General features: G+C 67.5%; 12 protein-coding genes. 2 read left to right on the forward strand and 10 right to left on the reverse strand.

Annotated elements, in window-relative coordinates; all coding sequences use genetic code 11:
- Positions 1 to 21: 21 nt before the first annotated feature.
- Positions 22 to 738: a tetratricopeptide repeat protein gene (locus ACWETB_RS10005; protein ID WP_449743651.1), complete on the reverse strand. Its 717-nt coding sequence runs from the start codon at positions 736 to 738 to the stop codon at positions 22 to 24.
- 563 nt (positions 739 to 1301) lie between these two features.
- Here ACWETB_RS10005 and ACWETB_RS10010 point away from each other — a divergent pair.
- A complete protein-coding gene (locus ACWETB_RS10010; RefSeq protein ID WP_053777703.1) occupies positions 1302 to 1598 on the forward strand; it encodes a WhiB family transcriptional regulator in 297 nt (98 codons plus the stop codon).
- A gap of 136 nt (positions 1599 to 1734) precedes the next feature.
- Here ACWETB_RS10010 and groL read toward each other — a convergent pair whose 3' ends face one another.
- The 3 genes from groL to ACWETB_RS10025 form a co-directional block, all read right to left on the reverse strand.
- Positions 1735 to 3345 carry a chaperonin GroEL gene (groL, locus tag ACWETB_RS10015; protein WP_452210892.1) on the reverse strand — a complete coding sequence of 537 codons (1611 nt, stop codon included), beginning with the start codon at positions 3343 to 3345 and terminating at the stop codon, positions 1735 to 1737.
- 393 nt (positions 3346 to 3738) lie between these two features.
- On the reverse strand, positions 3739 to 4038 hold the full coding sequence (groES, locus tag ACWETB_RS10020; RefSeq protein ID WP_006334733.1) for a co-chaperone GroES: 300 nt from the start codon (positions 4036 to 4038) through the stop codon (positions 3739 to 3741).
- A gap of 173 nt (positions 4039 to 4211) precedes the next feature.
- Complete coding sequence (locus ACWETB_RS10025; protein WP_452210895.1) at positions 4212 to 5771, reverse strand: MFS transporter; 1560 nt, start codon at positions 5769 to 5771, stop codon at positions 4212 to 4214.
- Between the two features lie 98 nt (positions 5772 to 5869).
- Here ACWETB_RS10025 and ACWETB_RS10030 point away from each other — a divergent pair, with 98 nt between their 5' ends.
- Positions 5870 to 6337, forward strand: coding sequence for a MarR family winged helix-turn-helix transcriptional regulator (locus tag ACWETB_RS10030; protein WP_449743648.1), 468 nt, complete (start codon positions 5870 to 5872; stop codon positions 6335 to 6337).
- Positions 6338 to 6448: 111 nt separating this feature from the next.
- Here the strand turns inward: ACWETB_RS10030 and tsaD are convergent, their stop codons facing one another.
- Genes tsaD through alr form a run of 6 tightly spaced genes read right to left on the reverse strand, consistent with a single transcriptional unit; the run spans position 6449 to position 11600 of the window.
- Positions 6449 to 7495 (reverse strand): tRNA (adenosine(37)-N6)-threonylcarbamoyltransferase complex transferase subunit TsaD, encoded by a 1047-nt coding sequence (gene tsaD, locus ACWETB_RS10035; RefSeq protein WP_452210897.1) that lies wholly within the window; start codon positions 7493 to 7495, stop codon positions 6449 to 6451.
- Complete coding sequence (rimI, locus tag ACWETB_RS10040; protein WP_452210899.1) at positions 7492 to 8061, reverse strand: ribosomal protein S18-alanine N-acetyltransferase; 570 nt, start codon at positions 8059 to 8061, stop codon at positions 7492 to 7494. Before rimI ends, tsaD begins: the two co-directional genes overlap by 4 nt.
- Entirely contained in the window at positions 8058 to 8804 is a 747-nt protein-coding gene (gene tsaB, locus ACWETB_RS10045) for a tRNA (adenosine(37)-N6)-threonylcarbamoyltransferase complex dimerization subunit type 1 TsaB (RefSeq protein WP_449743645.1), read from the reverse strand. Before tsaB ends, rimI begins: the two co-directional genes overlap by 4 nt.
- On the reverse strand, positions 8801 to 9250 hold the full coding sequence (gene tsaE / locus ACWETB_RS10050; protein ID WP_449743644.1) for a tRNA (adenosine(37)-N6)-threonylcarbamoyltransferase complex ATPase subunit type 1 TsaE: 450 nt from the start codon (positions 9248 to 9250) through the stop codon (positions 8801 to 8803). The genes tsaB and tsaE overlap by 4 nt, the downstream gene beginning before the upstream one ends.
- Positions 9247 to 10377, reverse strand: coding sequence for an alpha/beta fold hydrolase (locus ACWETB_RS10055; RefSeq protein ID WP_452210902.1), 1131 nt, complete (start codon positions 10375 to 10377; stop codon positions 9247 to 9249). The genes tsaE and ACWETB_RS10055 overlap by 4 nt, the downstream gene beginning before the upstream one ends.
- Complete coding sequence (alr, locus tag ACWETB_RS10060; protein WP_452210904.1) at positions 10374 to 11600, reverse strand: alanine racemase; 1227 nt, start codon at positions 11598 to 11600, stop codon at positions 10374 to 10376. Before alr ends, ACWETB_RS10055 begins: the two co-directional genes overlap by 4 nt.
- Positions 11601 to 11664: the final 64 nt, after the last annotated feature.

Genomic DNA, 11664 nt, shown 5'->3' on the forward strand with positions numbered 1-11664 from the left:
GGTGGACCCCAAGCAGACACCTTAGCGATCGTTTGTCACGGTCACGAACGGCATGCCGCGCGTGTACAGCAACCGATACCGGTCGTCGAGATCGGCGCGGACGGGTTCGTCGTCATCCCCGATACCGACCAGCAGCGACAGCGCCGCCCATTCCAACGGCATCAGGTCGGCCGCGGCGGCCTCGGCACGCAGCCGACGGGCCGTGCGGATCGCCGGATCGGCGTCACCGGACGCGGCCACCGCCGCGGCGACGATGAGTTCGGTCTTGATGCGGTGTCGGGGCGGTGCGGCGGTACCGAAACGCCGTACCAGGGCCAGTGCCCGCCGTGCCTCGGTCAGCGCCGTCGCGGGATCACCGGTGTAGAGGGCCCACTCGGCCCGGACCCAGAACAACCGCACCCGCGGACGACCGGTCACCCAGTCCTCGCCGACGGGGTCCTGGGGTGCCAGCACCCGGTCCGCTCGATTCAGGAGGCGTTCGGAGGCAGCGAAACGGCCGAGGCCGAGATTGTCGGCCGCGAGGTTCACCATCACGTCGGCCAACGCCGCGACGGCCCACGGGTCGTTGGCGTCGGGCCGTGGGTCGACGAGGGCCAGCGCCCGACCGTCACGCATCAGCGCATCATCGTGCCGACCCGATTGCCGCACCAGCGACGCACCCGCACTCGCCGACAGGGCCGCCAGACGCGCATCGCCCATGCGTCGGGCGACGAGACCGACCTCGTCGAGGCGGGTCATGGCCACACACCCATATCCCCGCGCACCGATCTCGACGGCCTCCGACCATGCCGCCCAACGTCGATCACCTGGCGAAACGTGGTCCGGATCACCCTCAAAAGAACCAGTTAGCATGAATTTAACCCGGCGACACAATTGTTAAAAACCCTTCCGAGGTCAATGGGCGATGACGTCAATGTTTCTATTACGTTAATCGCCGCATCGGCGTGCCGCCCCTCCCGCACGACCACGTCGACACCCCGTTCGCGATCCAACCGCCAGTATCCGCTGGTCACAGCAGCTCTCGGCACCAAAACTCCGACCCGGATACACACCCGGCACCACCTGTGCTAACGGCCAGTACGTCACTAACACTCCGTTAACAATGGCGGAATCTTTCCGATCATTGCCCCCCAATTGACGGTATTGACGTCGTTTCTCGGGCCCGCTTAGTGTTTGCTTGCGCCGAGCGAAAACACCCGGGTCAGACCCAGTTGAACCCGATCGTCACCGCGACAGCGCACGGACCACGCCACGACCGCGACCACCCCGCGATCCCCGTCCTGCAACAAGGAGAAGCTGCCATGCCCCAGCCCAATCACCTCCCCGGACCCAACGCAGACGTGTGGGATTGGCAGATGCACGGCCTGTGCCGCGGCGTTGAGTCGTCCATGTTCTTCCATCCGGACGGAGAACGCGGCCGTGCCCGCGCACAACGTGAGCGTCGCGCCAAAGAAATGTGCCACCAATGCCCGGTGATCGCCCAATGCCGCGAACACGCACTCGCCGTGGCCGAACCCTACGGCATCTGGGGCGGGCTGTCCGAGTCAGAACGCAGCATGCTGATGAAGCGCGGCGTCGGACGCCGCATCGCCAGCTGACTTTCATACCGCCCGGAACGTCTCCGGTCGGATCACGCACCCAGACCAGACACCTCCGGGGTGGTCACCATGGAAGTGACCACCCCGGAGGTGTGTCTGTCTGACGAGGCGATGACCGGCAGGTCATCTCCGCACGTCAGTGTGCGTGACCATGCCCATGATCATCGCCGCCCTGCTCGGGCTTGTCGGTCACCGCGGTCTCGGTGGTCAACACCATCCGCGCCACCGACGCCGCATTCACCACCGCCGACCGGGTCACCTTCACCGGATCGATGATGCCCTCGGCCACCAGATCGCCATAGGTCAGGGTCGCGGCATTGAAACCCTCCCCCGACTCGGCAACGCGGTTCACCACGACCGCACCGTCGACACCGGCATTGGTGGCAATCCAGAACAACGGTGCCTTGACCGCCTCACGGACCACCCGCACACCCAGTGCCTCATCACCATCGGTCAGCTCATCGGCCAACGCGTCGAGCACCGAAGCCGCGGCCACGATCGCCGAACCGCCACCGGGGATGATGCCCTCCTCGACCGCGGCCTTCGCCGCCGCCACCGCATCCTCGACGCGGTGCTTGCGCTCCTTCAGCGCGGTCTCGGTTGCCGCGCCCACCCGGATCACCGCGATACCACCGGCCAGCTTCGCCAACCGCTCGGCCAGCTTCTCCCGATCCCAATCCGAATCGCTCGCCTCGATCTCACGCCGCAACTGCGCCGCACGATCGGCAACGGCCTCCGAGGTACCGGCACCCTCGACAATCGTCGTGGTGTCCTTGGTGACCACTACACGACGAGCCGACCCGAGCAGATCCAGTTCGGCGGTCGCCAGATTCAGACCGATGTCCGACGAGATCACCGTCGCACCCGTGACCACCGCCAGATCCTCCAGGAACGCCTTGCGGCGATCACCGAAGAACGGGGCCTTCACCGCAACAGCCTTGATGGTCTTACGGATCGAGTTGACCACCAACGTCGACAGCGGCTCACCCTCGACATCCTCGGCGATGATCAGCAACGACTTACCCGCCCCGACCACCTTCTCCAGCAGCGGCAGGAAATCGGGCAACGAGCTGATCTTGTCGCGGTACAGCAGCACCAGCGCGTCGTCCAGCGCCGCCTCCTGGGCGTCGGCGTCGGTGACGAAATACGGCGACAGATAACCCTTGTCGAACTGCACGCCCTCCGTCACATCGAGGTCGGTCTGCAGACCCGAGCCCTCCTCGACGGTGACCACGCCGTCGACACCCACGGTCTCCATGGCCTTACCGACCATCTCACCGACCTCCTCATCACGCGACGACACCGTCGCCACCTGCGAGATCGCCTTCTGACCCGCCACCGGGGTCGCCACCCGCAACAACTCCGCGCCCAGCGCATCGGCGGCCTTGCCGATACCCGCACCCAACGCAATCGGATTGGCACCGGCGGCCACATTGCGCAGACCGGCCGCCACGATCGCCTGAGCCAGCACCGTCGCCGTCGTCGTACCGTCGCCGGCCACATCGTTGGTCTTCGTCGCCACCGACTTCACCAACTGCGCACCGAGATTCTCGAACGGATCCTCCAGATCCACATCACGCGCAATCGTCACACCATCATTGGTGACACTCGGACCACCAAAAGCCTTGGCCAGCACCACATGCCGACCCCGCGGCCCCAACGTGACCTTCACCGTGTCGGCGAGCTGATTAATACCCCGCTCCAGCGCCCGACGGGCCTTCTCATCGAATTCGATTTGTTTGGACATACACTCTCCTGTGTTTTTGGCGTCGCCTCCGGCGACGCGCAGTTTGCGCCCTTGTGCACCACTCTTCGTCGTCGCCCGCATTGTCGCTTCGCGCTCCTCGCGGACTCCTCCTCATCGCGGCGCGGCGCAAACAGGCGGTGGTTACGGTTCTTTCACTCCACCCGCTTACGGGCTCCGCCGGCATCGCGGCGCAGCGCAAACCGGCGGTGGTGGCGTGTTCGCTCCACTCACCACGCTCGCGCGCGTGTTCCTTGTATGGCGGTGCGGCGCAAATAGGTGGTGACGTTTTTTTGCTATCGGATTGTTGGTCTGTCGGCTCTCTCAGCAGTTCCGCCCCGGCACCCCTTTCAGGGGTACCGGGGCGGAGAAAGACACGAGAGACCTCGTGATCTCTTACTTGCCGATGACAGCGAGCACGTCGCGCGCCGACAGGATCAGGTACTCCTCGCCGGCGTACTTGATCTCGGTGCCGCCGTACTTGCTGTAGATGACGGTGTCGCCTTCCTTCACGTCGACCGGGACGCGGTTGCCCTGCTCGGTCACGCGGCCTTCGCCGACAGCGATGACGGTGCCCTCTTGCGGCTTCTCCTTGGCGGTGTCCGGGATGACCAGGCCCGACGCGGTGGTCGTCTCGGCCTCCACGGCCTGTACCAGGATCTTGTCCTCAAGCGGCTTGATGTTCACGCTCGCCACGATGTGAGTCCTCAACTTCCTCGTCTGAGAAATCGATGTATTTGTTGCAGATGTCCTGCACTTGGGGCTCTGCCACAAACCTCGTCGTCGCGGGTGCCGAGGTTCACAACACAGTGCCTACTAGCACTCTATACATGCGAGTGCCAGCACTCAAGGTTGGTGGGTGCAAAAGTTCAGACCTGGCCGCAGAGCTCCCGCCCACGGTCGGCATCGGCGCTGACATCCGGCGCCGACGTCGTCGACGGTACCCGGATCCGGCGACTCCACCAGGCCACGCCCACCGCACCGATCAGCCCCGCCACCGACAAGGCGCTCACCACCCAGATCGGGGTCGTCATCCCACCGAGCAGCGCTCCCGGGCGGGCCGGCTCGGCGGAACTGGTCAGGATGGCCGTGATGACGGCCAGCATCACCGCACCCCCGATCTGCACGCTGGTGTTGACCAGCCCCGACGCGAGGCCTTGCTCGTCGTCGTCGACCCCACTGGTGCCCTGGGCGGTCACCGACGGGAAGGTCAGCGCGAAGCCGATGCCGAGCAGGATAATGGTGGGCAGCAGGAAGTCCGCGTACCCCATCCCCGGCTGGACGCGGGCGAACCAGAGGTAGCCGCCGAGGAATGCGGCGAACCCGAAAATCATCAGGACCGGCGTGGGCACCCGGTCCAGTACCCGGTCCATCCGCACCGCGCTGGCCGCGACGATGAGTCCGGCGGGCAGGAACCCGAGTGCCATCATCAGTGGCGACCACCCCAACACATCCTGCAGATACAACGTCACCACGAACTGGAAGGCCACGTACCCGCCGAACATCAACGCACCCGACACATTGGCATGCACCAGCAGGGTCGACCGCAGAATGCCGAGCCGGATCAGCGGATGCCGGTGCCGCACCTCGACCACGACGAACAGCAGACCGGCCACCACCGCCGCCGCGAACACCCCGATCGTCGCCGGCGCACCCCAGCCCACCTGCGGGGCCCGCACCACCCCGAACACCAGTAGCAGCAAAGCGGCCGTACTGGCCACTGCACCGAGCACGTCGAACTGCGCCCACCGGAAGTGCGTGCGCTCGCCGCGGGGGATCACCCGCATACCGATCACCAACAGCGCCAACGCAACCGGACCCGGGAACATCAGCGTCGCGCGCCACGACCACTCCGTCAGCAGTCCACCGAAGACCAGACCCAGCGAGAATCCACTCGCACCGCACACCGTGTAGATGCTCAGTGCCCGATTACGGGCCGGACCTTCGGCGAAGGTCGTGGTGATGATGGACAGACCGGCGGGCACGGTGAACGCCGCGGCCGCCCCCTTCACGAACCGCAATCCGACGATCACCCCGTCGACGTCGACGAGCCCGCTGATCACCGACGCCACCCCGAACACGCCCAGGGCCACCAGAAAGACCCGTCGTCGGCCGAGTAGATCACTGACCCGCCCGCCCAGGAGCAGCAGACCGCCGTAGCCGAGAACGTATCCGCTCACGATCCACTGCAACGCGGATTGCCCCATCCCCAGGTCCGCACCGATCGACGGCAGGGCGACGCCGACCATCGAGATGTCCAGGCCGTCGAGGAACAACGCCCCCGCCAGCACCACCAGCAGTATCCAGGTACGCGCCGGCCACCCACCTCCCGAGGTGATGTGGCCGGCCGCGACGTGGTCGGACGGGTTGATCTCTGGCGCGCGGAGCGCCTCCTGATGCGCGATCACATGCGGATCTGTCTGCGTCATGAGCAAAGTATATGCATATACATTTAATGTTTGTGCATCTATTGATCTCACATAATTTTCTCTTGCATGCGAATCCCGCGCGGTGCTAGCATGCAGTCATGAGCAGGGCGCCCGAGCCGACCGCCGCGATCGACAACACCGGGCAACCGGGTGCCGCCGATGACACGGCCGCCGATCATCTGGCAGCCGCCTGGCACGACCTCTCGATCCGTTTCCACCGCATCCAGTGCACCCTCGACCGCGAACTTCAGGACCGGCACCAGCTCACGGCCAGCGAATTCGAAGTGCTGGAACAACTCTGCGCCGCCGACGGTCACTCGCTGCGGATGAACGACCTCGCCGGCGAGGTGCACCTGACGCAGAGCGCGTTGTCGCGTGTGGTCGGCCGACTCGAGAAGGACGGCCTCGTGCACCGGACGATGTGCGCGACCGATCGCCGATCGGTGTTCGCCGCACTCACCCCCGCCGGGATCACCCGCTACGACCAGGCCCGCCCCACCCAACGCCGCATCCTGGCCGAATTGTGCGTCGGCTGCCCGGACCTGCTCCGCGAGCAGGCGCGGTAACCCAGCAGGCGAGGTAACTCAGCAGGCGCGGTAACCCAGTAGGCGCGGTAACCCAGTAGGCGAGGTAACTCGGACCGGCCGAGTCGGTCCCGCCGAGACAGTCCTGCCGGGTCAGACCTGCGAGAGCTGCACGCTCAACCCGGGATCGGTCGCCACGGTCAGCGGCGACGGCTGCGCCCCACCGGCGATCACATGAGCGCCCAGGGTCGCGATCATCACGCCGTTGTCGGTGCACCGTCGCGGGGTCGGAACCCGCAGGGTGATGCCGGTGGCCTCACACCGCTGCGCGGCCAGCGACCGGATACGCGAATTCGCGGTCGCCCCGCCACCGAGCACCAGGGTGCTCACACCCAGATCCTGACAGGCCCGAACGGCCTTGAGCGTCAACACATCCGCGACGGCCTCCTGGAACGAGGCGGCGACGTCGGCGATCGACGCCTCCACGCCGTCGCGGCGGCACTTTTCCACATACCGCGCCACCGCCGTCTTCACCCCACTGAAGGAGAAGTCGTAGCGGGCATCGCGCGGGCCGGTCATTCCGCGCGGGAACTCGATGGCGTGCGGATCACCGTGTGCGGCAGCCTTGTCCAGTGCCGGGCCACCCGGGAACCCGAGGTCGAGGAGCCGGGCGACCTTGTCGAAGGCCTCACCCGCCGCATCGTCGACGGTGGTGCCCAACTCGACGATCGGTTCGGCGAGGTCGGTCACGTGCAGCAGATGGGTGTGTCCACCGGACACCAGCAGTGCCACGCATTCGGGCATCGGACCGTGTTCGAGCGTGTCGACCGCCACGTGCCCGCCGAGATGATTCATCGCATACAGCGGCACATCCCAGGCCAGCGCATAGGCCTTCGCCGCGGCCACCCCCACCAGGAGTGCACCCGCCAGGCCTGGTCCGATGGTCACCGCGATCGCGTCGGGACGGTTGACTCCGGCCGTCTCGCGGGCGCGCCGCATCGTCGGGACGATGGCCTCGAGGTGGGCGCGTGACGCGATCTCGGGCACCACTCCCCCGAAGCGGGCGTGCTCGTCGACGCTCGATGCCACCTCGTCGGCGAGCAGCACCGCACGTCCGGGCTCGTCGCCGAGACCGGGTTCCCACCGCACGATGCCGACCCCGGTCTCATCGCACGAACTCTCGATCCCCATCACGATCATGGCTGTTCACTCCTACCGCCGTGCACGTCGCTCGGCGCACCGGCCGACCGCACCTGCGGCTGCTCGGACCGTCGCGGACGGATCATCGTGTAGGCATCTGCTCCCGACGGCTGGTAATAGCCACACCGAACGCCCGACGTCACGAAACCGTTGCGTTCATACAGTGCGATCGCGGTGCCGTTGTCGACGCGGACCTCCAGGAAGACCGGTGCGTCGAGGCCATCGGCGACCGCCAGCATCGACGCGAGGAGGCCGCGTCCGTATCCGAGACCTCGATGTGTCGGTGCCACCGCGATCGTGTGGATCTCGCATTCGTGATCGCCCGGCGATCCGAGGGCGGAGATCCCCGCATAGCCGACCACCTGCGCACCGCGCTCGTCCCGGGCGGCGAAATACCGGTTGTACGGTGCGTTGAGTTCGGCGCGAAAGGCCGCGGCGGGCCACGGCGAATCCTCGCTGAACATCTCGCGTTCCAACGCCGCGCACCGCGGGATGTCCGAATACTCCAGCGCGTCGATGATCCCGCCGCCGGTCACCTGCGCACCTGTCACCGTCTCGCCTGTCACGGGGCGCTCACCGTCTTGGGCCGCTGATCCTTGCGTTCGACCGCATCGGGCCGGCGCAGGTACAGCGGCGTCAGGGGTCCCGGGCCGGCATCGGCGTAGAGGTCACCCCGTGCGGCCTCGACGAGGCCTGCCACCGTCGGCACCGAGATCACCGGATCGCTTCCGGCCCAACCGATCAGGCGGAGATGATCGGCGGAGCCACCCACCGCGTCGACGGCGGCGGGTCCACCGTCGATGAGATCGGCGACGTGGGCGGGTGCGGTGACCTCGGGCCCGACGCGGCGGTGCCCGCCCGGCCCGTAGAGGGCCCAGTACACCTCGCGGCGACGCGCGTCGGTGGCCACCAGCACCGCCGCCGCCGGCACCGCACGAGCGGTCTCGCGGGCGATCGCATCCAGCGAACACACCCCGTACGCCGGAATGCCCAGGGCGTCGGCGAAACCCGCGCCGGTAGCCATACCCACCCGCAGTCCGGTGAAGGGTCCTGGACCGGTGCCGACGACCACCGCGTCGATCTGATCACGACCGATTCCCGCCTCGTCCAGGCACTGCACCATCAGGGTGGTCAGGATCTCGGCGTGGCGCCGACCGTCGGCACTCGCCCGCTGCGCGAGTACCTCGACCTCGCCAGTCGGGTGGCACCTCGCCACCCCGGTGACCACGGTGTCAGTCGCGGTGTCGATGACCAGCACGGTGAGCCCTGCGGCATCGGGCGTCTGCGCACGCGAAGTGATTGTGCTCATTGGTGATTCACCCATCCCCATTCGGCAAGCCGGACGTCGGTATCGGGATCGCGGGTCAACCGCACCAGCAGATGACGGTCGGCGAGTCGCTCGGCCACCCCCTCACCCCACTCGACCACCACCACGGCGTCGGCGAGATCGGTGTCGAGATCGAGGGCGTCGAGTTCCTCCAGACCGCCGAGCCGATAGGCATCCACGTGCACCATTCCGGGCCGCCCGTCGCCGCCCGGGCGGTGCTCGCGCGCGATGATGAACGTCGGCGACGAGACCCTGCCGACGACGCCGAGTCCGCGGGCGATACCCCGGGCCAGCGCGGTCTTCCCGGCGCCCAGCGGACCGTCCAGAATCACCAGATCGCCGGACGAAAGGCCATGTGCCAGTGACTCTCCCAGGCTCTCGGTGTCGGTGACGTCGGGGAGCTCGCGGGTCTGCACCTCGGTACTCATGCGCGCACCTTGCGCCGCTGCCACCACCGACGGGGTGGCTGCGGCAGCGCCACCCGGGCACGGTCGAGGAGTTGATCGATCGCGTCGGTGACCCGATCGGGTTCCTCCATCAGCACCATGTGCCCGGCACCGTCGACGACCTCCATCACCGAATCGGCACCGAGTTCGCCGTAGAGGCGCAAGGAGTTCGGCAGCGGTGTCATCTTGTCCGCGTCGCCACAGACGACCACGGTCGGCACCTGCGCCAGGATCGGCAGTGCCAGCATCTCGTCGTGGCGTTCGAGCGCGCCGAGGAAATTCACGACGGTGGTGATGGGCGTGTTCTGGATCATCTTCTCCACCGCACGGCCGGCGGCCGGGCTGTGGAAGTCCGGCCCGAAGCTCGCCTCCACCAGCACCGGTTCGAGTGCGAGGCGGGTCAGGTCCCGTCCGGCCTGGATGACGCGGGGGGTGTGCCGAGCTGTCAGGGCGAAGGCGTCGAGCAGCGGATTGCGAAGTACGCGACCGAGTCCGGCCTCGGTCAGTCCGCTCGCGGCCGTGGCCACGAGTGCGACCCCGGCCACCCGGCCGTCCGGTCCGAAGTGGCGCGGATGCCGATCGGCCAGCTTCATCAGCGACATACCGCCCATCGAATGTCCCACGAGGACAACCGGTCCGGCGGGTGCCATCGCCTCGATCACGGTGGCGGCATCGTCACCGAGGCGCGCCATGGTGCACTCCTCGGCCGGTGCGGCGTCACTGGCTCCGTGCCCACGCTGGTCGTAGAACACCATGCGGATTCGCCGGTCGGCCCACCGCCGGGCGAGGTCGTAACGCTGGAAGTGCCAGCTCGCCATCCGCAGGCTGAACCCGTGCGCGAAGATCACGGTGAACTCCGGCGTCTGTCCGGGTTCGAGACCGCCGAGATCGACGGTCCGGACCGCGAGCGCCAGACCGTCGTCGGTGGTGACCGTCGCGGCGGGATCGTCATAGATCGTGGTGAAATCGATTCCGGCATAGGCATCGTCACCGCGGGCCATCCGTCTGCGGGTGACCGCGGTGCGTGCGGCGCCCGAGGCCACGAGGCCGCCGAGTGCCGCCACACCCGCCAAACCCGCTGCCACACCGAATCGTTCGGTGGTGTTCATCGGCGATCCCCCGTCGCTGAATGTCCGGCCACCTGGTGTGCGGTCACCGCCGTATCGCCCGCCACCGTGCCGTGGGCGCTCGGTGATACCGATGATCGGTGCACCCGGGCGGCGCGGCCACCGATACGCGACAGGATCTCGTAGTCGATGGTGCCGATGGTCTCGGCCCATTCCTGCGCCGTCGGGCCGCCGTCGGCACCGGTGCCGAAGAGTTCGGCCACATCCCCCTCGCGCACGTCGCCCCCTGCGCTGTCCCCACCGCCGGGTCCGAGGTCGACGACCATCTGATCCATACAGACCCGGCCGATCTGCGGGAAGTCCCGGCCGTTGATGCGGGCACGCAGCCGCCCGGACGCCAGGCGGGGTACCCCGTCGGCGTAACCGGCCGGGATGACCGCGATGGTGGTGTCCCGTTCGGCCACCCAGGTGTGGCTGTAGGACACGCCCTGTCCCGCCGGGATCCGTTTGACCAGCGCGATCTCCCCGGTCAGGGTCATCGCCGGGATCAGTCCGAAGTCACGTCCGGGGATCGGGACACCGCCGTAGAGCGCGATACCCGGCCGGACCAGGTCGTAGGCCAGATCGGGACGAGTCAGTGCCGCAGGCGAATTCGCCAGATGCATCACCTGCGGTGCGGCACCGAGCCGGGCCAGGTCATCGCGTGCCTCTTCGAGCCGGTGCGCCTGAAGCGAATTCAACGGGTGATCGGGTTCGTCTCCGCGGGCGAGATGACACATCAGGCCCCGCACCCGGACCGCGTCATCGGCGACCGCCTTGGCGAGATCGTCGGCGAAGTCCGCCCATTCGTCGGGTGCCACGCCGCTGCGTCCCAGCCCGGTGTCGAGCTTGACTGTGACGGTGGCGGTGGACCCGGTGGCCGCGGCGGCATCGAGGACCGCGGCGAGTTGCCTGCGTGAGGACAGCGCGAGATCGACATCGGCGGCGATCGCCGCCGAGAAGTCGGCCGAGTTTGTGTGCAACCACGCGGTGATGTGCGAGTCGATGCCGGCCGCACGCAGGTCGAGCGCTTCGCCGATGACGGCGACCCCGAGTTCACTCGCCCCGGCGGCCAGGGCGGCGCGTGCCACCGGGACCGCACCGTGCCCGTAGGCGTCGGCCTTGACCACCGCGATCACACCGGCCCCCGACGCCGCACGTACCACGCCCACGTTGTGGGCGATCGCGTCGAGGTCGATGGTTGCGGTCAGCGCTGAGGTACTCATCGGCGTCCATTGTCCCAGATGATGCGGAGTGCTCTGCCGACCGAGGTGACGGTCACGGTGGCTG

The organism is Gordonia sp. NPDC003950, from assembly GCF_053605205.1.

Coding starts and splice junctions, on each gene's coding strand:
- tsaB (WP_449743645.1), bottom strand. CDS start 8,804: ATGAGCACAATCACTTCGCGTGCGCAGACGCCCGATGCCGCAGGGCTC.
- groL (WP_452210892.1), bottom strand. CDS start 3,345: ATGTCCAAACAAATCGAATTCGATGAGAAGGCCCGTCGGGCGCTGGAG.
- ACWETB_RS10025 (WP_452210895.1), bottom strand. CDS start 5,771: ATGACGCAGACAGATCCGCATGTGATCGCGCATCAGGAGGCGCTCCGC.
- alr (WP_452210904.1), bottom strand. CDS start 11,600: ATGAGTACCTCAGCGCTGACCGCAACCATCGACCTCGACGCGATCGCC.
- ACWETB_RS10055 (WP_452210902.1), bottom strand. CDS start 10,377: ATGAACACCACCGAACGATTCGGTGTGGCAGCGGGTTTGGCGGGTGTG.
- ACWETB_RS10005 (WP_449743651.1), bottom strand. CDS start 738: ATGACCCGCCTCGACGAGGTCGGTCTCGTCGCCCGACGCATGGGCGAT.
- ACWETB_RS10010 (WP_053777703.1), top strand. CDS start 1,302: ATGCCCCAGCCCAATCACCTCCCCGGACCCAACGCAGACGTGTGGGAT.
- tsaD (WP_452210897.1), bottom strand. CDS start 7,495: ATGATCGTGATGGGGATCGAGAGTTCGTGCGATGAGACCGGGGTCGGC.
- tsaE (WP_449743644.1), bottom strand. CDS start 9,250: ATGAGTACCGAGGTGCAGACCCGCGAGCTCCCCGACGTCACCGACACC.
- ACWETB_RS10030 (WP_449743648.1), top strand. CDS start 5,870: ATGAGCAGGGCGCCCGAGCCGACCGCCGCGATCGACAACACCGGGCAA.